The 22,268-nt window shown below is 46.0% G+C and carries 21 protein-coding genes; 6 read left to right on the top strand and 15 right to left on the bottom strand.

The annotated features are described in order from the left end of the window. Positions 1-9: 9 nt before the first annotated feature. The 10 genes from BC8716_RS14915 to ctaG form a co-directional block, all read right to left on the bottom strand. Complete coding sequence (locus BC8716_RS14915; protein ID WP_157730453.1) at positions 10-846, bottom strand: NAD-dependent epimerase/dehydratase family protein; 837 nt, start codon at positions 844-846, stop codon at positions 10-12. 55 nt (positions 847-901) lie between these two features. Continuing rightward, the gene (locus BC8716_RS14910; protein ID WP_094426912.1) at positions 902-1,594 is read right to left on the bottom strand and encodes a hypothetical protein; all 693 of its coding nucleotides are present in this window, start codon (positions 1,592-1,594) and stop codon (positions 902-904) included. A 331-nt stretch (positions 1,595-1,925) separates the two neighbouring features. Beyond that, positions 1,926-2,870 (bottom strand): ornithine carbamoyltransferase, encoded by a 945-nt coding sequence (gene argF / locus BC8716_RS14905; RefSeq protein WP_094426910.1) that lies wholly within the window; start codon positions 2,868-2,870, stop codon positions 1,926-1,928. 1 nt (position 2,871) lies between these two features. Then, a complete protein-coding gene (gene carB, locus BC8716_RS14900; RefSeq protein ID WP_094426908.1) occupies positions 2,872-6,021 on the bottom strand; it encodes a carbamoyl-phosphate synthase (glutamine-hydrolyzing) large subunit in 3,150 nt (1,049 codons plus the stop codon). Further along, the gene (locus BC8716_RS14895; protein WP_011247397.1) at positions 6,014-7,096 is read right to left on the bottom strand and encodes a carbamoyl phosphate synthase small subunit; all 1,083 of its coding nucleotides are present in this window, start codon (positions 7,094-7,096) and stop codon (positions 6,014-6,016) included. The genes carB and BC8716_RS14895 overlap by 8 nt, the downstream gene beginning before the upstream one ends. A 79-nt stretch (positions 7,097-7,175) precedes the next feature. Then, positions 7,176-8,342: an acetylornithine transaminase gene (argD, locus tag BC8716_RS14890; protein WP_094426906.1), complete on the bottom strand. Its 1,167-nt coding sequence runs from the start codon at positions 8,340-8,342 to the stop codon at positions 7,176-7,178. 17 nt (positions 8,343-8,359) lie between these two features. After that, positions 8,360-9,133: an acetylglutamate kinase gene (argB, locus tag BC8716_RS14885; protein ID WP_094426903.1), complete on the bottom strand. Its 774-nt coding sequence runs from the start codon at positions 9,131-9,133 to the stop codon at positions 8,360-8,362. Between the two features lie 11 nt (positions 9,134-9,144). Beyond that, positions 9,145-10,371 (bottom strand): bifunctional glutamate N-acetyltransferase/amino-acid acetyltransferase ArgJ, encoded by a 1,227-nt coding sequence (argJ, locus tag BC8716_RS14880; RefSeq protein ID WP_094426901.1) that lies wholly within the window; start codon positions 10,369-10,371, stop codon positions 9,145-9,147. A 14-nt stretch (positions 10,372-10,385) separates the two neighbouring features. Next, on the bottom strand, positions 10,386-11,420 hold the full coding sequence (gene argC, locus BC8716_RS14875) for an N-acetyl-gamma-glutamyl-phosphate reductase (protein WP_094426899.1): 1,035 nt from the start codon (positions 11,418-11,420) through the stop codon (positions 10,386-10,388). 128 nt (positions 11,421-11,548) lie between these two features. Beyond that, on the bottom strand, positions 11,549-12,433 hold the full coding sequence (ctaG, locus tag BC8716_RS14870) for a cytochrome c oxidase assembly factor CtaG (protein WP_094426897.1): 885 nt from the start codon (positions 12,431-12,433) through the stop codon (positions 11,549-11,551). A gap of 113 nt (positions 12,434-12,546) precedes the next feature. Here ctaG and BC8716_RS14865 point away from each other — a divergent pair, with 113 nt between their 5' ends. The 6 genes from BC8716_RS14865 (at position 12,547) to BC8716_RS22335 (ending at position 19,115) form a co-directional block, all read left to right on the top strand. After that, positions 12,547-13,356: a Cof-type HAD-IIB family hydrolase gene (locus tag BC8716_RS14865; RefSeq protein ID WP_094426895.1), complete on the top strand. Its 810-nt coding sequence runs from the start codon at positions 12,547-12,549 to the stop codon at positions 13,354-13,356. A gap of 25 nt (positions 13,357-13,381) precedes the next feature. Next, positions 13,382-13,840: a GNAT family N-acetyltransferase gene (locus BC8716_RS14860; protein ID WP_011247404.1), complete on the top strand. Its 459-nt coding sequence runs from the start codon at positions 13,382-13,384 to the stop codon at positions 13,838-13,840. 122 nt (positions 13,841-13,962) lie between these two features. Beyond that, positions 13,963-14,568, top strand: coding sequence for a YkzI domain-containing protein (locus BC8716_RS14855; RefSeq protein WP_094426893.1), 606 nt, complete (start codon positions 13,963-13,965; stop codon positions 14,566-14,568). A gap of 170 nt (positions 14,569-14,738) precedes the next feature. After that, positions 14,739-15,983, top strand: a complete 1,245-nt coding sequence (locus tag BC8716_RS14850) for a hypothetical protein (RefSeq protein ID WP_094426891.1) — start codon at positions 14,739-14,741, stop codon at positions 15,981-15,983. Beyond that, on the top strand, positions 15,970-18,963 hold the full coding sequence (locus BC8716_RS14845) for a DEAD/DEAH box helicase (RefSeq protein ID WP_094426888.1): 2,994 nt from the start codon (positions 15,970-15,972) through the stop codon (positions 18,961-18,963). Before BC8716_RS14850 ends, BC8716_RS14845 begins: the two co-directional genes overlap by 14 nt. Beyond that, positions 18,960-19,115: a hypothetical protein gene (locus tag BC8716_RS22335; RefSeq protein ID WP_157730452.1), complete on the top strand. Its 156-nt coding sequence runs from the start codon at positions 18,960-18,962 to the stop codon at positions 19,113-19,115. Before BC8716_RS14845 ends, BC8716_RS22335 begins: the two co-directional genes overlap by 4 nt. Before the next feature lie 31 nt (positions 19,116-19,146). Here the strand turns inward: BC8716_RS22335 and BC8716_RS14840 are convergent, their stop codons facing one another. From BC8716_RS14840 to BC8716_RS14820, 5 genes are all read right to left on the bottom strand, one after another. Further along, a complete protein-coding gene (locus tag BC8716_RS14840) occupies positions 19,147-19,638 on the bottom strand; it encodes a BsuPI-related putative proteinase inhibitor (protein WP_094426886.1) in 492 nt (163 codons plus the stop codon). A 12-nt stretch (positions 19,639-19,650) separates the two neighbouring features. Further along, positions 19,651-20,493, bottom strand: a complete 843-nt coding sequence (locus tag BC8716_RS14835) for a YitT family protein (RefSeq protein WP_062749514.1) — start codon at positions 20,491-20,493, stop codon at positions 19,651-19,653. Next, a complete protein-coding gene (locus tag BC8716_RS14830) occupies positions 20,474-21,259 on the bottom strand; it encodes an alpha/beta fold hydrolase (protein ID WP_157730451.1) in 786 nt (261 codons plus the stop codon). Before BC8716_RS14830 ends, BC8716_RS14835 begins: the two co-directional genes overlap by 20 nt. Positions 21,260-21,506: 247 nt before the next feature. Further along, positions 21,507-21,776: a YbyB family protein gene (locus BC8716_RS14825; RefSeq protein WP_094426881.1), complete on the bottom strand. Its 270-nt coding sequence runs from the start codon at positions 21,774-21,776 to the stop codon at positions 21,507-21,509. A 114-nt stretch (positions 21,777-21,890) separates the two neighbouring features. Then, positions 21,891-22,259 carry a rhodanese-like domain-containing protein gene (locus BC8716_RS14820; RefSeq protein WP_094426878.1) on the bottom strand — a complete coding sequence of 123 codons (369 nt, stop codon included), beginning with the start codon at positions 22,257-22,259 and terminating at the stop codon, positions 21,891-21,893. Positions 22,260-22,268: the final 9 nt, after the last annotated feature.

Genomic DNA, 22,268 nt, shown 5'->3' with positions numbered 1-22,268 from the left:
TCATCTTTGTTACTGATCGTTTGGATGCTTAACTGCCATGCTCTTTGTTTCCTCGTACATCGCAGCCAGTTTTTTTTGCCTTTGCCATTCTTCGTTGGCAAGTTGGTATTTTTTCATGCCCTCTGCTAAAGAAGTCCGTGGAAAAAAGCCTAATAGCTCATGAGCTTTTTGATAATCAAGCCCATTGCTATTCCCTGTCCGGTCGAACGGATTGGATGTGCCGCTCCCTAAATGAATGGTATGCTGCCCGCTGTCCATCGCCATCGCTGCAGCTAAAGCGCGTATCACATCGTCAATATAAAGAAGATCATGCATGGATTCCGTTTTGCCTGTTTCGTCCTCATAAGATACGAACTGTCTGCCTAGTTTTAAATGATAAGGCTGATGGAGCCCGTAAACAGTCGGTAAACGAATAATGACAGCGGCAACTCCCGTTTCTGCACAAGTCACGCGAATGTTCTCTTCTTGCGCCAACATCGCTTTCCCATAGTCACTCACAGGCTGTACCCGCCATTCACCGCTATTTTCGTAAACATCCGTCGTTGACAAAAACACAAATAAACAGTCAGGCTGGCACTGGCGCAAAACCGCTTCTAAAGCAGTCCAATTTTCATTATCGGCTGCATAAACCACCACATCTGCATCGGCAAAATCAGCCTGTTCAATCTTTGTTTGCAAAAAGGTAAAATGGGCATTGCGACCAAGCTCCATTTCTAAGGCAAGTTTTAACTCACTACGATTTTCTAATGAATCAACCGCCGTAACCAAACAGCCTTCATCAAGCAACTTCTGCGCCAAATGAAAGCCAATAAACCCAAGGCCTCCTGCAATTTTGACATGCTTCACCGTCCTTGTCTCCCCTTTCCTTATCGTTACTAATTTCGTTATCATCCTCGAACTTTCAATGGAAAGAAGCAAAAAAGGAAGCCATTTGCTTGCTTAATTCAGCTGGGTTTTGTAAAGAAGCTAAAAAGTAATAGTCTGCATATTGGGCGCTTGAAAGGTTGGTCGGTTGTGCTGTTGCTTCAGAAAATAATTGATAAATACGTGTTGCCGCAAGTGGGCGGTTGCGATCGATTAAACGCTGCTGCTGGTCAAGAGCCCGCAAATATGCGACATCGATTTGTCCATTTATCTCGTATGCTGCTTTGACTTCCTTTAAAAAACGTTTGCCAGCCAATTCGTCTTTATTGATTGCTTGAAGGGCCGCTTCTAATGACAACACTGGCTTGATTAAAGCAGCAGCCCTCACTTCAAGGGTTGCATCCGCTAGTAGTTGTTTGGCAATTAGGGCACTCGCCCCTTCAGCACAAATAAAAATCCGTTTATTCACCGTTTCTTGTTTTAGGAAAAGGGAAATAACCTGTCTGGCATGAGCAACCGCTTTTGGCGAACCCCAATGTGCTTTTAGGTGGAAGGCTGTTAATACCATGTAACCTTTTTCAATCAAGCTGTTTGCAAGCACACGTGCCTTTTCTTTATAAGGAGAGTCATCGTCCGCCATCACAAACACCGCATACCCATTTGGACGCTCTGGCAAGCTATAACTGTACGTATACCCACTAAGGTCAATATAGCGAACATAGACGGGCATTCTTTATCTCTCCTGCTTTTATTCGTCGTTATTCTATTCTATGTGCAAGATGGGAAAAAAGAGCAGGCTGAAAACAAGAAATTGCCTTTTCTTTGTAGGAGCTAAGCGGCAAAAGGACCAGTAATCATACTGGTCCTACAGACTGTAGACAAACGCTCGCATACTTCGTCGTTTGCCTCACTCATATGCTCATGAACCCCCGTTCTATTCGCATCTTCCCTCGGCTGCACTTCTCGTCTGACAAGCGTTTTCTATCAGTCTGAGGGCGGTTATCGACTTTGTCGACAACCTCAAGGACCAGTAATCATACTGGTCCTTGAAATATGTGCGATTAACGGATAAGGGCAGCCAAAATTGCTTTTTGTACATGAAGGCGGTTTTCTGCTTGGTCATAAATGGCTGAATGGGGGCCATCAATGACGTCTGCTGTTACTTCTTCGCCTCGGTGGGCAGGCAAGCAATGCAAGAACAGATAATCGTTTTTGGCTCCCTTTGCCAACTTATGATTGACTTGGTAAGGAGCTAGCGCCTCTGCTCTGCTCGTTTGCTCTTGCTCGTAGCCCATGCTTGCCCAAACGTCCGTATAAAGAACATCAGCGTCTGCCACAGCTGCTTCAGGGTCATTTGTGCTCACCAGCTTGGCACCTGTTTGCAAAGCGGCTTCTTGCGCTTTAGCAAAAATCGCTCGATCGACTTCATAACCTTCCGGACTTGCAACTGTGACATCCATACCCGTTTTGGCGCCTACAGCAAGAAGGGAATGAGCAACATTGTTGCCGTCGCCAATATAGACAAGTTTCTTTCCAGCCAATGTGCCTTTATGCTCAATGATGGTCAATGCGTCTGCCAGTGCCTGACAAGGATGAAAAGCATCTGTTAAGGCGTTAATAACCGGCACAGAAGAATGCTTTGCAAATTCGGCCACTTTCTTATGGGAATTCGTGCGGATCATAATTGCATCTACATAACGAGAAAGCACATTGGCCGTGTCTTTCACCGGTTCTCCTCTGCCGATTTGCAAATCTCGGCTGCTTAGAAAGAGGGCATGCCCGCCCAATTGCGTCATTCCAACTTCAAAGGAAACGCGTGTACGCGTTGAAGCATTTTCAAAAATCATCCCAAGCGACTTGCCGGCAAGAAGAGCGTGAGGCTCTCCTTTTTTCAAGGCTGCTTTTAACGCCTTAGCCTCTTCTAACAGCTGAGCTACTTCCGTTGGCGTAAAGTCAAGCAACGTGAGCAAGTGTTTCCCTGTCAACTTTGTTTTTACCGTCTCCATATTAATTCGTCTCCCCTGCCATTTCCGTTTTTCGCAAGCGATGCCATTCTTGGATTGGCTTGCAGCTTTTTTTCGATTGCTCAAAATAAGCAAGCATTGCTGTGGCCGTCTCTTTTGCTGAGATCACGGTCAATTGTTTGGCCAGTGCCGCCATTCGCATATTTGCTCCGTTACGCTTCCCAAGAGGCGGCACGCTGATTAACGCACACGCATGGGGGCTTTCTAGCCACTTGGCAAAATCGTCTTTTACTAACGTACACCCTACTTGTTCCAGTTTCTGCAAAATCTCAGAAAAATCGTGCTTATGCTCATCCGCAAGATCCACAAAAACCGATTTCTCTTCTCTTGGTTTATACAAAGAGATTGGTTCTTCAAAAGGAGCAAACACTTTGGCAAACGCTTCTTCTACACTTTCACCAATCATGAGCAGCTCTCCAGTCGACTTCATTTCCGCGCCAAGAAGTGGATCGAGCCCTGCTAGCTTGCTGTATGAAAATACCGGCGCTTTTACGGCAACAAAATCGCCTTGTTTTTTCGGTGGATCCAGCTCATTAATGGAACAGCCTAGCATAAGCTTCACTGCTTGTTCGACAAATGGCTCCCCGTAAATTTTGGCAAGCAGCGGTACTGTCCGTGATGCCCGAGGATTGACTTCAATCACATAATAGCGGTCGCCGGCAACAACAAATTGAATATTAAAGAGGCCACGAAAGTGAATGCCAGTCGCTATTTTTTTCGCCGCTTCTTCCAATTGGGCCAACATAGACGCCGATAAAGTATGGGGCGGTGTAACGGCTGTACTGTCGCCTGAATGGACACCCGCTTTTTCAACATGTTCAAACATGCCGGCTATTCGGATTGATTTGCCGTCGGTTAATACATCGACATCGACTTCAATCCCTTCAATAAAATGGTCAATCAATAATGGAAACAACCCGCTGTACTCATGGTTTTGTAAATAAGAAGTCAGTTCCGTTTCACTAGAAACAAGCGCCATCCCTTGCCCACCAATCACATAAGAAGGGCGAAGAAGTACTGGATAGTCCGTTGCCTTAGCACGGCAGCAGGCGTCTTCCAAATCATTGGCTGTTTCGCCAGGAATATGGGGGACGCCAATGTTGTTCATAAATGAATAAAAACGTTCTCTGTCTTCAAGCATGTCAATCGTATCAGCAGATACGCCAAGCACAGGGAGGCCAGCTTCCTCAAGCTCCTGCACTAATTTAATTCCTGTTTGCCCGCCTAATGTAACAATGACGCCTTCTGGCTGTTCCAACGCGCAAACGGCGTATACATCTTCAAAAGAGAGTGGCTCAAAGTATAGTCTATCTGCGGTGGCATAATCGGTGCTTACCGTTTCAGGATTGTTATTCATAATGATTGCTTCATAGCCTTGTTTGCGAACGGCTTTAGCGCCATGAACTGAACAATAATCAAACTCAATCCCTTGGCCGATCCGGATTGGTCCTGAGCCGATAATGAGCACCTTTTTTTGCGCACTCGGCATGGCTTCGTTTTCTCCGCAATAACTCGAATAAAAATAAGGAGTTGCCGCTTCAAATTCAGCAGCGCATGTGTCAACCATTTTATAAGCTGGCTTTATTCCCCAATCGATCCGTTTCGCTGTCACTTTTTCCTTTGGCGCCCCTAAGTAACGGGCGATCGCTTCATCCGAAAAACCTGCGATTTTTAACTGATGCAGCGCTTCTTTTGAAATGAATTCGAGCGATAGCTGCTTTGTTTCTTTTTCTAAGTGCACCAGCTTTTCAAACTTCTTCAAGAAAAACATATCTATGTTTGTTTTCTCATGGAGGTTGGCACACGTTTCACCACGGCGCAAGAGTTCAAATAGCGCAAATAACCTAGCGTCGTCCGCTTGGAGGACGTGCTGCCAAAGCTCCTTTTCCCCACTGCCGCTGAGCACCGGCATTTCCAAGCCGGCTACATCAATTTCCAAGGAGCGAATCGCTTTTTGGACAGCTGCTTCAAATGAACGTTCAATCGCCATCACTTCACCAGTTGCTTTCATTTGCGTACCAAGCTTGCGGTTAGCGGTAAAAAATTTATCAAATGGCCAGCGCGGGAATTTGACAATGCAGTAATCCAAGCTAGGTTCAAAACTGGCGTATGTATAGCCAGTCACCGGATTTTTCAATTCATGTAAATAGTAGCCAATTGACAGTTTTGCCGCCATCCGCGCGATCGGATAGCCAGTTGCTTTTGAAGCAAGTGCCGACGACCTGCTGACACGAGGGTTGACTTCGATTAAATAGTAACGGTCGCTGTTCGGGTCAAGGGCAAATTGAATATTGCAGCCGCCAATGATCCCTAAAGCGCGAATTATTTTTAAAGACGCGGCACGGAGCATTTGATAGTCTTTGTCGGTAAGAGTTTGCGATGGCGCTACGACAATGGAATCGCCGGTATGAATGCCGACAGGATCAATGTTCTCCATGTTACAAACCGTAATGCACGTGTCGTTTTCATCACGCATCACTTCATATTCAATTTCTTTAAAGCCAGCGATGCTTTTTTCAATCAAACATTGGCTAATCGGGCTTTGGGCAAGGCCATTTTCTACGATTGCTTTCAACTCTTTTTCACAATCGGCAATTCCGCCCCCTGCCCCACCAAGCGTATAAGCTGGACGGACAATGATCGGGTAGCCAGCTTGTTCAGCAAAGCGAAGCGCTTCAGACGCACTATGGACAATTTCACTATCAGGCACCGGCTCGTTTAATTGATGCATTAAAGCCCGAAATTGCTCACGGTCTTCCCCTTTTTGGATCGATTCAATTGGCGTGCCTAGCAGTTCGACGCCATAGGCAGCGAGCAAGCCTTGTTCATGAAGCTTCAAGGCGAGATTTAAACCTGTTTGCCCACCTAGCGTCGCCAACAGCCCGTCAGGTTTCTCCCTCTTGAAAATGTTGACAACCGTCTCCACCGACAACGGCTCAAAATACACCGTATCCGCACATGAATCATCGGTCATGACCGTTGCTGGGTTTGGGTTTAACAACACCACACGGATGCCTTCTTCTTTTAACGCTAAGCAACCTTGCGTGCCGGAATAATCAAATTCTGCTGCCTGGCCGATGACAATTGGCCCTGAACCAATGACAAGGACCGTCTTGATGTGTGGTTTACGCATATTGGTGATCTCTCCCTTTGCTTAAAAGCGGCGCCAAAAACGCATCAAAAATTTCAGTCGAATCGACTGGACCTGGGCTTGCTTCCGGATGAAACTGGATGCTCATTACTGGCCGTTTCGGATGAACGAGGCCTTCTATCGATCGATCATTAATGTTGTAAAAACGAGGCTCAAGGATCGATGAAGCAAGCGATTCTTCCGTCACTACATAACTATGGTTTTGCGACGTCATACACACACGCCCTGTGCAGCTGTCAAGCACCGGCTGGTTTGCGCCGCGATGGCCGAATCGGAGCTTTTGTGTATCCCCTCCATAGGCCAATGCAAGCAACTGGTGGCCTAAGCAGATTCCTAACGTCGGAAACGTTTCCGCTACCTTTTTAATGTCTGGCAACAATGCTTGCAGCTGCTTTGGATTTCCAGGTCCATTTGAGAGGAGGACACCGTCCGGTTTGAGTGCTTCGAGCACAGCAAAATCTGTGTTGTATGGCAGCTGCGTCACTTTCGCACCTTTTTTGACAAGTGAACGGATGATTGATTGTTTACAGCCATAGTCTAGTACGGCAATGTGGGTTGTGCCTGTGGCGTTGTAAACGACGGGTTCTGTGACGCTCACATCGGCAACAACAAACTTATCAGACAAAAGCCTCGTCTCCTGGACATTGGCATTTCGGGAATCAGTCGTTAATACTGCACGCATGTCTCCATGTTGGCGAATTCGTTTCACAATTGCCCGTGTATCTACCCCTGACATATAAGGAATGCGGTGTTCACTTAAATAGTCGACAACGCTTTTTTTCATTTTCCAATGTGATGGGTCACTGGCAGCTTCGCAAACAATGACGCCTTCGACTTGCGGCTTGCTGCTTTCAAAATCACTCTCATTAACGCCATAATTTCCGATTAACGGGTACGTAAACACGACGATTTGTCCTTTAAATGACGGATCGGTTATCACTTCTTGATAACCTGTCATGCCAGTAAAGAAGACAATTTCGCCTTCGACTTGCTTAGGTTCACCATGCCAGTTACCTACAAATGTTTCTCCCGTTTCCAATACGATCGAGCCTTTCATCCGCTCACCACCCCAAAATTCATATTTATTCTATATAAGTTATAAAAATTCATTCATATGCGCAGCAATCCCTCTTTTTTTAAGAGGAAAAGCTGTTCTCTCGTTCATAGATCGTTGCCGCTTGTTTGATGATCGCCACAGCTTGGCGCCATTCGCTTTCAGACACGGTAAGCGGCGGCAACAGCCGTGTCACATGACTGCCTGCAGGAAGCAGCAGCAAACCTTGTTGCTCACACGCTGCAATTAAATCCAGTGCCGGTATCGCTGTTTCAATGCCAATCAAAAAACCTTTGTGGCGTATGTCTTTAACGATTGCAATGCCACTTAGCTCCCCTTTTAAGTAAGCAACAAAACGCTCCGCCTTCTCTTCCACTTCTGGCAAGAAGCCGTCTGCGCTTAATTCGGCTAAGACCGCTATTGCCGTTGCAGCTGCTAAAGGGTTGCCGCCAAACGTAGAACCGTGGCTGCCTATGCCAAACGCTTCTTTTAAAGACGCCTTGCCAAGCATCGCTCCAATTGGAAAGCCGTTGCCTAGCCCTTTCGCAACAGTCACGATATCTGGCTCAAGGCCGTAATGTTCATAGGCAAACAGTTTGCCGGTACGTCCCATGCCCGTTTGAATCTCATCGACAATGAGCAGCAAATTCTGTTCCTTGCAAAGGGCCACCATCGCTTCGGCAAAAGACGCTGTCATGACATGGACGCCTCCCTCGCCTTGAACGATTTCTACCATAATCGCTGCTGTTTCATCGGTGACCGCTTCATGCAAGGAAGCCATATCGTTAAACTGAGCATACGAAAAGGACTGCAGCATTGGCCCGAAACCGCTTTTAATCCCGTCTTGCCCTGTTGCGGCCATGCTTCCAAGTGTCCGGCCATGGAAAGATTGTTTCATCGATACAATATGGTTTTTTCCAGTCGCTTTGCGGGCTAGCTTAATCGCCGCTTCATTCGCTTCTGTGCCGCTGTTCGTGAAAAACACATAATCACATGCACTTGCCTGTACCAATTGCCTTGCCGCCTCTTCCTGGACATCATAGTGAAAGAGGTTCGATGCGTGCCAAAGGCGGTCGACTTGCTGATGGAGCGCCGCTACGACTTTAGGGTGGCGGTGCCCCAAATTGCAAACGGCAATGCCGGCCATAAAATCAAGATAATCTTTTCCGTCTTCTGTTTGCAGCCATGCCCCTCGTCCTTCCTTAATACAGAGGCTTTTTTTAGAATAGGTTGGGAATAAATAGCTCACCATTGCTCTTCCTTTCTTTAAGCGCCCGATGTAAGGACGTTACTTGGTTTGACAATCGCCGTCCCTGCGGAAGGGTGATACGCCTTTTTGCCGCTGACAATCCGTGCTTTCGTCAATGCCCCGCTTAAACTGTCTAAACATGCGTTCACTTTTGGCACCATTCCTCCATAGATAACGCCCTCTTCTATATAGCGCTTGGCCAAAACCTCATCCATTTCCTCAATGACTTTCCCGTCTTTTTGGACACCGTCTACATCAGTGACGAATACGAGCTCCTCCGCTTTGCTCGCTTTAGCGACCGCAGCAGCCGCAGTATCTGCATTGATGTTGTACGATTGATAGTTTTCATCCATCCCAATCGGTGCAATAACCGGTATGTAGCCAGCTTTAGCAACATTGAAAAGCAAGTCAATGTTCACGGACTCGACCGCGCCGACAAACCCTAGTTTGTCGGCGTCAATTGGAGTTGTTTTCAATAAATGTCCGTCACTGCCGGATAAGCCAACGGCTTTCCCGCCTGCCCGATAAAGAGAGCGGACGAGCTGTTTGTTGATTTGCCCGGATAAGGCTGCTTCTGCGGCTGTTAATACTCCTGCCGTTGTTTTACGCAAGCCGTTCACAAACTGTGATTCTACCGCCATCGCTTGTAAGAGATTGTTAATCGCTGGCCCGCCCCCGTGAACAATCATGATCTTGTCGCCTAGGCTAGCCCGTTTAACAACTCCCTTATAAAATCCTTCCTCTAACGCTTCAAGGGTGCTTCCCCCTATTTTGATTACCACTGTTGCCATAAGGCGCCTCCTTATGTCCGGTATCCTGCATTGATGCGGACGTAATCGTATGTTAAGTCACAGCCCCATGCTTTGCCGACGCCTTGCCCTTGGTGGAGATCAGCCTTGATGACGATCGTTTCGGCTTCCATATACTTGCTAATAGCGGTATCGTCTACAACAACAGGTTCACTTTGCACAAGCGTTTCGTAAGGGCCAATCGCGATGTCGATCGTGTCCGGGTCAAGCGTGCAGCCGCTATAGCCAATAGCACAAATGATTCGGCCCCAGTTGCCGTCTTTGCCGTAAACAGCCGTTTTCACTAAGTCCGATCCAACAATCGCTTTAGCGACTTTGCCTGCTTCTTCATCACTAACAGCCCCAGTTACTTGAACTTCGATTAATTTCGTCGCTCCTTCTCCGTCTTTGGCAATTTTTTTTGCCAAACTTTCTGCGCATGCAGACAAAGCGCCATAAAAATTCGCCCATTCAGGGTGCGTTTCATCTAAAGGTTGATTATCGGCAAGACCAGAAGCGAGCACAAGAACCATGTCATTTGTTGACGTGTCCCCGTCTACAGTAATACGGTTGAACGTCTCATCCGTGGCCTTGGCTAGCGCCCGTTTTAATGCGGCAGGCTCGACATTCGCATCAGTTGTAATAAAACCAAGCATTGTCGCCATATTTGGATGAATCATGCCTGATCCTTTGGCAACACCGGCAATCCGTACTGTCTTTTGATCAATCACTACTTCCACACATACTTCTTTCGTTCCAGTATCCGTTGTCAAAATTGCTTCTGCAAACGGAGTCGACTCCTTGGACAGGACCAGGTCCTCAATTCCAGAGCGCACTTTTTCCATCGGCATTTTTTCCCCGATCACGCCTGTGGAAGTAACAGCAACCGCCTCTTCTGGAACCGCAAATTTTGCTGCTGCCAGTGCCCGCATTTCATAGGCATCCACGAGTCCTGACGCCCCTGTACATGCATTGGCATTTCCACTGTTAACAAGCACTGCTTGCAGTTTGCCGCTGCTATGAGCAAGGCTTTCCTTCGTTACTTTAAGCGGAGCTGCCTGAATTTGGTTTAGCGTAAATACACCAGCAGCATTGGCTGGCACGTCACAGAAAATCGCGCCAATGTCTAATCGTTTTCTTTTTAGCCCACAATGGGCGCCTGCTGTCGTGAACCCTTTTACATCGGTAATCGACCCTTTGATTTGCTTCCATGCTTGCCCTGTTGTCTGTTTGGTTAACATCTCGCCACTCCCCATTATGGATACATTGGCACGGCCTCAAGCCCTGCTGTTTCGTCAAATCCGTGCATTAGATTGAAATTTTGAACCGCCTGGCCAGCGGCTCCTTTCATAAGATTATCAATGACAGAAGCAACAATGACACGTCCCGTCCTCTCGTCATAACAAAAGCCAATATCGCAATAATTGCTGCCAAAGACATGTTTTGTCGCCGGAAACGTTCCATTTTCTTTTATTCGTACAAAAGGAGCATTATCATAAGCACTGTTATAGCAGTCGGTTAACCACTCATTGCTGAGGGGTTTTGCCGCCTTGGCGTAAATGGTCGCCATAATCCCCCTTACCATTGGGACGAGATGAGGTTGAAAAGACAGTGGTGGCTGCGCTCCCCATTTTGCCAATTGCTGCTCAATCTCTGGCGTATGTTTATGAGATGCAACTTGATAGATCTTAAAATTCTCATTTGTTTCACTAAAATGCGTCATCGAAGTAGGCGATTTGCCAGCTCCCGACGTCCCCGACTTTGCATCGATAACAATCGAATCACGCTCAATTGCACCAGCTTGAATAAGCGGTATGAGCGCTAAAAGCGCCGCCGTTGGAAAACAGCCAGGATTGGCAATCAATTTCGCAGTTTTAATGGTTGATTTGTTCCACTCGCTTAAACCGTAAATGGCCTGCTCTATAAGCCCCTCCTTTGCAGATGAGCGCTTATACCATTTCTCATAAACGCTCCGGTCGCTCAAACGCAAATCGCCACTTAAGTCAATCACAGACAGCCCGGCCTCAAGCAACGGACCACTCCACTCTGCGGACACACCTGGAGGAGTCGCTAAAAACATCACATCGATTTCAGCGGAAATCTTTTTTAAGTCGATTTCTTTTAACGGCTTCCATTCTTCGTTTTGTAAATGGGGATACAAACGGTTGATCGTTTCCCCACTTTGCGAAGATGAATACAGCATAATATTTGTTACATGAGGATGGTTTTTCAACAGACGAATCAATTCAAGACCGCTATAACCTGTCGCGCCTATAATGCCAACTTCCATTGTCCCACTCCCTTTAGCCGGTTCCGTTCTTTTTTATGGATGTGTTTAATTATATGATTGAATAAAAATAAATTCAACTGTATTTTTATTTTATTTTACTAAAAAGAAAAAACAGCTGTTAAGCTGTTTTATGAATGAGGCACATCGCTAATCGTCAGTTCGCCGTCTTGCAATTTTTCTTTTTTCAGCCACTGCTTAAATACATAGCCAATTGCGATTCCGTAAACGATCTCTTGGAAAATTTTCATTAACACACCAGCAAGCTGCTGATCAATTCGCGCTTCAAAAATAGAAAGGGACTCAGGGGTTCCAAATGCCGACAACATCAGTTCTGGCCCGGCCCCGCCAGGCAAACAATAAGCCATTACATTTGCCCACACAAGAGGGTCTGTGTATGTGGCATACATAGCGGATGGAGCAAAAATGATCAATGCACAAGCAGGAGTAATCAATAAGCCGTTTGCAAATATGTAAAAAATCCTCCGCAAATCGGGGAGCTTGTACGAGCTTGGCAACGGTGATAAGATAAACCACCACATCAGGGCCGCAGTGAAAAGCAATACCCATTCATACAAACTATGCAACACTGGCGACTGCATGAGCATATCAAACATTGCTGGAACGTGGTAAAATGAAAACAATCCATTAAACAAAAGCAGTGCACAAATTGGATTCCAAACCAGCCGAAGCGGCTTAAAAGCAAGTTTTGAGCGAACCGCCTCGTACCACGCTTGTGGAATGCCTAGCAACAAAAGCGGGACAGCGATAAAATAAGCAAATACCATTTGTAACATATGCAGTGTCATCATCACATGCCCCGTTACATAAAGAGGACTGCCCCACCCTAAGTAAAGCGCTGCCAATCCGAGGAAAAAGAAGAGTGGCTTTCGTTTTGGTCCAGCGTTTGTCCTCCTGAAAAACCAGCTATATATCAAAGCAACGCCGATGAGAGCAATAATCAATTCAGGTGTCCATAAAGCGCGGAATCCAAGTTCCGTCAACAGCATTTCCATACAAAGCTTTCTCCTTTCGCAATTGTTCGCTTCTATAACTATAGCATACGTTACGGGCTGCTGCACTGGGATGAGGATCGCTTTTTGTGACCATTTGTAGAAAGGACTTCAATATGGCTAAAAGACATTTAATCGCTCTTGATTTAGACGGCACATTGCTGCTTAAAAACCAAGAGATTTCGCCGCGGACAAAAACAGCGCTTATGAAAGCAAAAGAGCAGGGACATGTTATCGCGATTGCGACCGGCCGCCCTTACCGGGCAAGCAAACGTTATTATCAAGAACTACAGCTAACGACGCCGATCATCAATTTTAATGGCGCTTCGGTTCACCACCCCTTAGACGCTCATTATCCAAGGATACTAGAATCGATCCCACTTGCTTATAGCAAGGAGTTAATCAAACGATGTGAAACCATCGGCGTCTTTAATATGATGGTGGAAATCGGCGACACGTTTTATATGAAAAAACAAGCTGGCTTTTTTGCAGAGTTTCTAACCGACGGCATTGAACCTGCTGGGACAGGAGAACTACATGCACTCGTGAAAGAAGCACCAACTGCTATTCTTATTGAACCGAAGCCCGAAAAAGTCAATGTCCTTCACGACACCTTGCAAGAGACGGGAACGGAAACAACACTGCAACGCTGGTGGAAAGGCGAAACGCGTATTTTAGAAATCGCCCCACGCAATGTGACGAAAGCAACCGCTCTCGAAAGAATCGCCAACGATTACGGAATTGACCAAGGAAACGTCATTGCCTTTGGCGACGAAGAGAATGACTATGAAATGATTGAATATGCTGGTCACGGCGTCGCGATGGGCAATGCCATCGACGAAATTAAAGCGGTTGCTGACTACGTGACTGAGACAAATGAAAAGGACGGCATCGCCTGCTATTTGGAAAAGGTGCTCCATTTATAAACTTGTTGCCGGGAGGGGATGAGGCATGATTGAAATTTTGGAATTAACTTCAGACACGACTACAGAGACAACGAAGCGGGAGTTGACTAGCCTGTTTGAAAAACAGCTCCATGCGATTGCCGGTAAAAAAGCATTGTCACAAATTGAAAAAATTTTGGAGGAAGCGCTGCACCCTGATTCACACGTCTATTTTTTTATCGCAAGACTAGAAGGGAAAGCAGTGGCATTTGCCTTTTTTAACACGTTGACGAGCTTTCAAAAAGGCGGAAAGTACATTTGGTTGAATGAATTGTATGTAGAAGAAGCGTACCGGAACCAAGGTATTGCTAAAAAACTATTGTTGCGCATTATTTATTGGGCGGAGCAACACAAAATTAAAGGCATTGAATTAGAAACTGGCATGAATAATGAAGCGACGAAAGCATTATACAACTCTCTTGGCTTTTACGATGTTGTATCGAAGCGGTACAGCTTTCGCTTCTAAAGGGGAGCAAAACGCCTATTTTTTTCGAACCTGGGCGTTTTGCTTCTTTTTTTTCGCTTTTTTACATAGGATAAAGCAATCTCGAAAAGATGCCCTGAGGTCGAAAAAGGAGTGCTTGAATCATGCGTGATTCCTTTACGCCGATCGAATTTCAAGAACTTTCAATCAATCTGTCCAAAGCGGCCCTCCATCAATTTATTAAACGCATGATGGGCCAGCACTATGCACTTTTTTGGCGCTATGACGCCAAAACGATTTATTTGACAGTAGAGCTTGGGGAATTGACACACGAACTTCCCTTCATCCGCAATGACGAATTTTTAACAATGCAAGCAAAAGTGTTGTATGTGTATGATGATGTGCTTTCAGACGCTCTGGAAAACCTGTTGCAATCAGAAAAAGGAAATGGGATTGTCAAACGAACCAGCAAAGGACCACTCTATATTACGTCTTATAATGGCGGGGATGTTGAATCCATGATTGAAATTGACGGGAGTGAGAAAATCATGATGAATAAAAACGGTTCGATGGTTCAATACAAAGATGATGGCAAAGCGCTTGGCCCGCGTACGCTTTATAATATGCTAAACTTGGAAATCGACTATGTGTTAATGGAATTGTTTGAAGCAATAGAAGCTAAAGATGCCCCTCGTATTTCCACCCACAAACAGCGGTTAAAAAAACTTGTAAACCGCCGAACGCAAATTGAGCAGCTCTTAAACAAGTAGCCGCTTTTTGCAAGCACCAACCAACGTGCTTGCTTTTTTACGGGGGCGAAATTGAACGTGGACAAGCCTTTTTCGTGCCTCTTCCCCCCGCTCACTTGCAACACCACTTTTTTTTCTCCGCCAAAAGAAGTAAAATAAAGGGATACTGTTTTTGTGAATGAGGTGACAGCGTGAATCAACATCTTCAAGATTCACTTGCTATGCAACTTGGCCCTACGCTTTCAACGACATACCGGAAGCTTGTTTCTTCAAGGTATTTTTCACCTGCCCATATAGAAGTGCTTGCCCTTGAAGCAAAGCGAAGCGTCGAAGCCACTGTTGAACCCCATTGGCGCGGCTATATGTTGTTTATCAAGACGATCTATGCCGAGGCGCAAACAGAAGGGCGCTTGCAAGCGTGCGAACGGCGCATAGACCACTTTTTCGAATCCATTCATGGTTATTTGCTCGCCTACTTGAAACAACTTAGCGCCACCAAAGAAGAACGTCTATATGGGAAAGAGGTCGTCAAACAACTTAAAGCTAGCTTGAAAGACGGCCAGTCCCCATGGCCAAAACTGTTGCAAGCCAGCTTGCCTGTTTTTTCTGCTGCTTCCCTTGAAGCGATTGAGCAGTCCTTTGCCAAAACGCGTTTTGGCGATGCAGCAAAACAAGTTCGCTTAGCAGCCAGCTATTTTTATTTGTTTATTGGCAAGGAATTGCAAGCATTGCAGTTTTTAGTGGCGACAAACAACCTCGCTACTTACGATGTAGAGGACCACTTTATGCTTCTGGCCAAACGGGGGCGCCATCGGCAAATTCAGCATTGGCTAAGCCAGCTATTCCCGGATCAGAAAAGCCACCTTGGTTCGCTTCAGCGGTATGCGGATGAGTCTGAAACTGCCTTGCAGCCAGCCACTTCCGTTCATTACGGAACGTGGGACCGCTGGCTCCAGGCTCCGATGTTTACACGGTTTGAACAGCTTGTAGCAGCAATGGGACAAGAGCAAGTATCATCTGTGCTTGCGTACCTATTGCCTAAGCTGGAAGAACGCCTTTATAACGAGGCAACGCGAATCGTTTACGTACAGCTTTTAAACCGTTACCGCTATTTTGATCAAGCGCGTGATTATTTTTTGTTGTATGAAAAAAACCCACTGTCATTGCAACCGCCAAAAATCAAGCTCCTTGAGGCGCTTGCAACGAACCGTCCAGAACTGGCTCTTCCTGTTTATCACCAATTTATCGTCAGGCTGGTGGAAAAACGGTCTAGAAAACATTATGTGGCAGCAGCTGAATATGTCATTCGCTTAAAAGAATTGTACCAGGTGCTTGGCCAACATGTGCGTTATACGGAGTATATCGGGAAATTGAAAAAAGTGTACAAAACGTACAGGGCATTCATTGAGGAGTTGAATCATCTTGAAAAGCAGTAGCATTTGGATCCATGGAGGCTGGATTGACAGTCGTTTTTTTCTATGGGGCGAACAACCGCAAGGAAAAGGAACTGGACAAAATGGGTTTATGTATCCTTTTTTGGTTCCGCCATTTGAATTGAAACTGCTTCTTTTTCAAGAAGATCCTGATTCCTTTTACGGCACATTTATTGAGACAGATCGTGCTTTACTGGACGCCCCACTCCACAATCGCCTGTTTCAATCACCTGCGGGGGAGGCAACGATTTACCAAGCGAATGAAGGTTGGGACGCCTATCCATTTCCAGTCGAAGGAATCACGTTATCCATAAAACAATTTATCGCTTATTTCCCTGTTTTTCAGACATGGAAACAGAAAGAACCCCTTTGCCTAGGGGCGGACTTTTCAGCATGGCTTGCCATTGTAGAAAGCATTTATGGATTTATACGAGCAGGCCTTGTCGTGCCAGGACAAGACGGGTTATGGAAATTAACAATTAATGACGCTTGGTATAAAGACTGTTTTGCCAGTCTGCCTAAAGCAGCTCTTTCTTTGCGCTCAAGTCAAATGGCCGACAGCGATAGACAAACCGACGAACTCGAGCACCACACAACCACATTGCTGAAAACGCTCATTGATGAGGCCGTCCGTTCCCTCCTTTCTGCTGACAACGTCTCTGCTGCCTTTGCTGCTTGGAAACAAGCCGTTCCCCAGGAAATGGTGCCTTTTTTGCATTCATTGGAAACAGGCCGCTCGAAGACAGTTTCACCGCCAAGCACATTGTTTGCAGAACAGCTGGGCCTTAAAAGGGCGGAGCCGTTTCAAACAGCTCTTGTTTTACACGATCCACCATCCCCAAAGGAAAGCTGGTCTGTCTCTTTATCTGTAGCTGACCGCAACCGTCCAGAAACATTAGTAGGCATGGAACAGCTGATGGCTGGCAGTCATCCTTGGCGGACAAACCCTGTCTCACGGTTAAAAAGCGATGTTTTGCTAATATCGAAGCACATTCCGCTACTAGCAGGCCTGTCGCTGGGAGCTCCTACAAAGACGATGAGCGCTGAAGAAGCGTATCAGCTCTTTACCACTTACGACAGGCAACTTGCTGAAATGGGCATCCAATTGATCGTGCCAAAATGGCTTAAAGAGCGAAGTCCATTAAGCGTTCGCCTGATTGGCGATCACCAAAATGCACAAAACGGGGCAGACCCCGTTTTAAACTGGCAAGATTTAGCGAACTTCCAATACACAGTCTCCATTGGCGGGCAAGCCGTTACAGAGGAAACGTTTAACCAATATGTACAAGAAAACAAACCATTTCTTTATGTAAACGGCCAGTGGCTAGCTTGGGACCCAACGTTAGCAAAGCAACTTAAAGCCTATCTCGAAGATATCAATAGCCGTTTTACTTATTTGGATGCTTGGAAAATCACGAAAACACAAGATGTCCCCGAAGCCCTTGCCACTGTTCCATTTCAGCTAGAATGGACAGACGAGCTAGAAGAGAGGCTGACGGCGCTCTATAAGCAGCAGCCTGAACCGGTAACAATGCCTTCCGCCTTAAAAGGCGCGTTAAGGCCTTACCAAAAACAAGGGCTTGATTGGCTTTCCCATTTGCGCAAAGTTGGCTTTGGCGGCTGTTTAGCCGACGATATGGGCTTAGGCAAGTCGATTCAAACAATCGCCTATATGTTATATGTCCAAGAACAGCAAACGGAGCAACAAACAGCGCCATTCCTCCTCATCTGCCCAACTTCGTTGCTTTACAACTGGGCCGACGAATGTAAAAGATTTGCGCCGAGCTTAAAGGTGTTCATCCACCACGGCCAAGATCGCCTCGAAAAAGGAGACGCAAGGCTGGCCGAAGTAGATCTCGTTCTAACTTCATATGCTCTCGCGTTAAGGGATGCTCGCTTTTTCAAAAGTGTCCACTGGAATGGCCTGATTTTGGATGAAGCTCAACATATAAAAAACAAAAACACAAAACAGCGGCAAGCGATCCGCCAGCTGTCGGCTACACACCGCATTGCTTTAACAGGAACGCCGATTGAAAACCGGCTTCAAGAATTGTGGTCATTGATGGACTTGCTCAATCCATCGTTGCTCGGCTCATTTGCCGGCTTTCACAAAGCCTATATACGCCCGATTGAGCGAGACCATGATGAAACGAAACAACAAGCGTTACAAACGTTAATACGTCCGTTTTTGTTGCGCCGTACGAAAAACGACCCTGCTACTGGACTACAATTGCCAAACAAGCGGGAAACGACCGAGTCTGTCCCCCTTTCCCTGGAACAAGCTGCCCTTTACCAAGCAGTAGTGGAAGATGTGTCAGAACGCCTCGCCACAGTCGCTAATTTGGAACGGAAAGCAATGATCCTGCGCGCCATTACACGGATGAAACAAATTTGCAATCACCCCGCTCAATTTTATAAAGACGGGGATATAGCCGGGCATCAATCAGGGAAATGGGATGCTTTCCTCGACATTGTCGCCAGCATTTTCTCAAAAGGCGAGAGTGTCTTGATCTTTACGCAGTATAAAGAGATGGGCAAATTGATTAGCCAAGAATTGCAGGCACGTTACGGGATGTCTGTACCTTTTTTACACGGTGGCCTATCCCGTAGCCAACGGCGTATGGCCATTGACCAATTTCAACACGATCCACATGCGGCCGCATTTGTCTTGTCGTTGAAAGCAGGGGGCGTCGGCTTAAACTTAACAAAAGCAACAAACGTGATTCACTACGACCGGTGGTGGAACCCGGCTGTTGAAAACCAAGCAACAGACCGTGCTTACAGGATCGGTCAGACTAAGCCTGTCCAAGTATACAAACTGCTGACGGCTGGCACTGTCGAAGAACGAATTGATCAGCTTATCAATGGAAAAAAAGCGCTTGCTGAAGGGGTTCTGCAGACACCTGCGTTTTTAACAGAATTAAATGATGATGAATTGCTTTCCCTTATTCAACTCAGCCATACAGAAAGGAGCAGCGAATGAACCCACTGTTTGAGCATTTTTGGAACAGCGAAAAAGCACAAATTCTGAATGAAAACTACATCGATTTGCCGCCTGCTGAACAAGGGAGACCGGAATGGCAAACATTCATAGAAGCCTTGAAAGCAGAAAGTGAAAAACGCCTAAAGGGGTAGCTTTTGCTACCCCTTTAGGCGTCTAATGCGCTTATTCGATTTCCACTTCTACTGTTTGTACAAACGGATTATCGTCTCCTTGCGCTTCGATTGTTTCTTTGGATACAGCTAACTCTGCTGTTAATGTATAATGGCCAGCTGGTAAATCGCCAACTGGAATTCGTTCCTTTTGCAGCTCAATTTGTTCTCCTGGTTCAAATTGGCGCTCAACAATGACTTGGGCAAACATATGGTTTTCTGAATAACGGAAAACCTCTTCCCCTTCCTCATTCTTAAGCACAAGCTCGTATTCTTGGGACGATGGAAAGACAAGTGTTTGCTGCTCATCCGATTCGTTTTTTACATCCATTTCGACTTCCAACATCTCGCCTGATTGCTTTGCACGAACGTCAAACGTCCATTCAGTGCTCACTGAGGCATCTCCTCCTGCCGGAATATCCGGATTTTCTTCTTCTGGCTGTCCGCCGCATGCGCAGAGCACCAATATGAAAATAAGCGCTATAAGCACATTCCACTTTTTCATCAAAAATCCTCCCTAATCTTTGCGGAACAAGCCAAAGATACTGGCTGTCTCGACAATATTCGTAAAGGCTTCCGGATCGACTTCTTCGATGATGTTTTTTAAATCATACAATTCATAGCGAGTGATGACAATGACAAGCATTTCCTTTTCCTCAAACGTATATCCGCCTTTTGCTGGGATTCTGGTAATTCCCCTCGTCAGCCGTTCATGAATCGCCTTATTTAATAAATCAGGTTTTTTTGTGACAACCATGGCTGTCAGCTTCACGTAGCGTGTATGAATCGCATCAATAAAGCGAGAAGTGACGTATATGGATATTAATGTAAATAATGCTTTTTCAGGATCAAGCAGTAGTCCGGAAGCAACAACAATAATGGAATTGAGGAGGAAGAAAAAGCTGCCGACTGGTCGATCCGTATACCGGGCTAGCACAAGGGCAATGATGTCTAGCCCGCCAGATGAAGCGCCCCATTTAAGGAGCAGGCCTGCTCCTGTTGCGCCGATAACGCCCCCAAAGACAGCATTAAGCATAATATCCGACGATAAAGCATGGACAGGAATTAGCTCAAGAAAAAGCGTCGTCATGGCGACACTGGCAAAACTGTACACTGTAAAGCTTTTTCCCACTTTAAGCCAACCTAAAATGGCAACTGGTATGTTTAAAAGCAAAAGCAACGTTCCTGTTGATAAAGGAAGAATATAAGAAAGAAGCTGGGCTACGCCCGTAAAACCGCTGGCAAACACGTCAGCGGGAATTAGAAATAAGTTTAGCGAACAAGCAAGCAGAAATGAACCGGCAAGAACAATAAAAATTTTCCCGGCTTCTCTAAAAAGATTATGTTGTACGAGAAACATGAGAACTTCCCATTGCTTGCGGGAGAAACTCTGCCGCCGCAAGCATTGCCTTTCTAGAAATTTTATGGCCGGCGCCTTCCTCTGCGATAAACTGAAAGCGGTCTGTTTTGCCTTGATAAGCATCGAACAACCGATTGGCAAATTGTTCAGCATACATAAAAGGCACTGTGTCATCTTGCTTTCCATGCCAGATAAACAAAGGACGCCCATTTAATCGTTCGATGTCAGCCGTCAAGTCAAACGGGCTGATCTTTGCTAGCACGGCTTCTTTCTGCGCTTCTTTCACTTCCACTCCGTGTTGTTCGAGCTTTTCAAACATCGCTTTCGAAAATTCCATATATTGGGGCGCTCCCATAAAACAACAACCTGAACAAAGCCATGGATAAGCTGCCAATGCGCCATAAGCAGTAATCGCCCCCATGGACGTGCCGCCAATCGCTATCCGGTTCTCATCGATCAATCCTTCTTGCAAAAAAGGCTCGGCGATAGTAGGGACTTCGTGAATCGATTGCAAAACAATATCCCAAAAGGATAAATAGCGCTTCTCACCAACAATGCTTTTTTCCCGCTCACCATGGTGAAGGGCATCAGGCAAAAGAACGCGGAACCCTTTCTTTGCAAATGTATAGGCAATATGTAAGTTATGCTCTTTTGCACTTGTGATTCCATGATAGAAAAGAAGCACTGGCTTTTTCGCAGGGCCGTCATTGTCTGTAAGATGTAATAGCGGTACAGAGCCGATCTCCCGTTCTTCAATTAAAAACATTGGTTCCCTTCCTCCCTTGGTAAAAGAAGCTGCCCTTTTAGGCAGCTTCAGACTGTAAACAAATGCGTCGTCTAAGCAGGAAAACCACTGCTCATGAACACCCATTCTACTCGCATCTTCCTCGCCTGACAAGCGTTTTTTATCCGTCTAGAGGCGTGGGCAACAAACGCTTATCATTCTTTGTAGCTCAACGAATATGTTGTCGGCTAGGATAATGGTGTCATACTAAGTCGGTGCCGACGTGCACTTAAACGCCTTCTTGGTATTTTTCGTTGTAGCGCTTAATGCTATACAAGGAACCTTCATCGACCATTTTGCTGTCTGCTGACGATGGCTTAGGATTTCCGAGCTTAAACACATTTTCATTCGCCATCGTTTTTTGTCCCTTCCATTTGGCTAACATCGCTTGCAATTTGTTTTTCATTTGCTGCCTGCGGTTTTCGTCTTTTAAGCAAACAACAGCCATTCCAGCAGCGGCCGCGATTCCAAGCGCAAGTGTCGTTTGTTTGGCTTTCATCTCTTCCATCCCCTTTTATATAGAATGATCTTCTTACTCTTATGTCTTCCCTAAAAGAGGAGAGATAAACCTAAAAAAGGCCTCTTGTCGTGACGGGGAGGCCTTTTTCGTACCCTATTTGTAAAGTTCTTCTACGTCCTTTACGACCCATTCCTGGCCATATTCAAGCTCTCCATCCCAAGCTAACATTCCGCCTTCATAATTTCGGACGTTCGAAAATCCCTGTTCTTTTAAATACAAAGCGGTGTTTTGGCTTCTTCTGCCGCTACGGCACACCAATACATAACTTTTTGATTGGTCCATTCCAGCAACCATACTAGGAATTTCATTCATGGGAATAAGTGGTACACCTGGCAGATGGCCATTCTCGTATTCCTCTACTTCGCGGACGTCAATAATAATTGGCTCGTCCGCTTTATTGATCAAAAAGGACTTCATTTCTTCTGTTGACAATTGAACGATACCGTCTTCACTACGGGCCATATTGCGCCA

It is taken from the genome of Shouchella clausii (genome assembly GCF_002250115.1).
Lineage (GTDB): Bacteria > Bacillota > Bacilli > Bacillales > Bacillaceae_D > Shouchella > Shouchella clausii.
Note: the sequence above shows the minus strand (reverse complement) of the source record. Positions and strands in the feature narration are given on the sequence as shown.

Coding starts and splice junctions, on each gene's coding strand:
- BC8716_RS14825 (WP_094426881.1), bottom strand. CDS start 21,776: ATGAAAGCCAAACAAACGACACTTGCGCTTGGAATCGCGGCCGCTGCT.
- BC8716_RS14840 (WP_094426886.1), bottom strand. CDS start 19,638: ATGAAAAAGTGGAATGTGCTTATAGCGCTTATTTTCATATTGGTGCTC.
- BC8716_RS14910 (WP_094426912.1), bottom strand. CDS start 1,594: ATGCCCGTCTATGTTCGCTATATTGACCTTAGTGGGTATACGTACAGT.
- ctaG (WP_094426897.1), bottom strand. CDS start 12,433: ATGGAAATGCTGTTGACGGAACTTGGATTCCGCGCTTTATGGACACCT.
- BC8716_RS14895 (WP_011247397.1), bottom strand. CDS start 7,096: ATGAAAGGCTCGATCGTATTGGAAACGGGAGAAACATTTGTAGGTAAC.
- BC8716_RS14855 (WP_094426893.1), top strand. CDS start 13,963: ATGCGTGATTCCTTTACGCCGATCGAATTTCAAGAACTTTCAATCAAT.
- carB (WP_094426908.1), bottom strand. CDS start 6,021: ATGCGTAAACCACACATCAAGACGGTCCTTGTCATTGGTTCAGGGCCA.
- BC8716_RS14830 (WP_157730451.1), bottom strand. CDS start 21,259: ATGTTTTTAATTGAAGAACGGGAGATCGGCTCTGTACCGCTATTACAT.
- argC (WP_094426899.1), bottom strand. CDS start 11,420: ATGGAAGTTGGCATTATAGGCGCGACAGGTTATAGCGGTCTTGAATTG.
- BC8716_RS14835 (WP_062749514.1), bottom strand. CDS start 20,493: ATGTTTCTCGTACAACATAATCTTTTTAGAGAAGCCGGGAAAATTTTT.
- BC8716_RS14820 (WP_094426878.1), bottom strand. CDS start 22,259: ATGGCCCGTAGTGAAGACGGTATCGTTCAATTGTCAACAGAAGAAATG.
- BC8716_RS14860 (WP_011247404.1), top strand. CDS start 13,382: ATGATTGAAATTTTGGAATTAACTTCAGACACGACTACAGAGACAACG.
- BC8716_RS22335 (WP_157730452.1), top strand. CDS start 18,960: ATGAACCCACTGTTTGAGCATTTTTGGAACAGCGAAAAAGCACAAATT.
- BC8716_RS14865 (WP_094426895.1), top strand. CDS start 12,547: ATGGCTAAAAGACATTTAATCGCTCTTGATTTAGACGGCACATTGCTG.
- argJ (WP_094426901.1), bottom strand. CDS start 10,371: ATGTTAACCAAACAGACAACAGGGCAAGCATGGAAGCAAATCAAAGGG.
- argF (WP_094426910.1), bottom strand. CDS start 2,870: ATGGAGACGGTAAAAACAAAGTTGACAGGGAAACACTTGCTCACGTTG.
- argB (WP_094426903.1), bottom strand. CDS start 9,133: ATGGCAACAGTGGTAATCAAAATAGGGGGAAGCACCCTTGAAGCGTTA.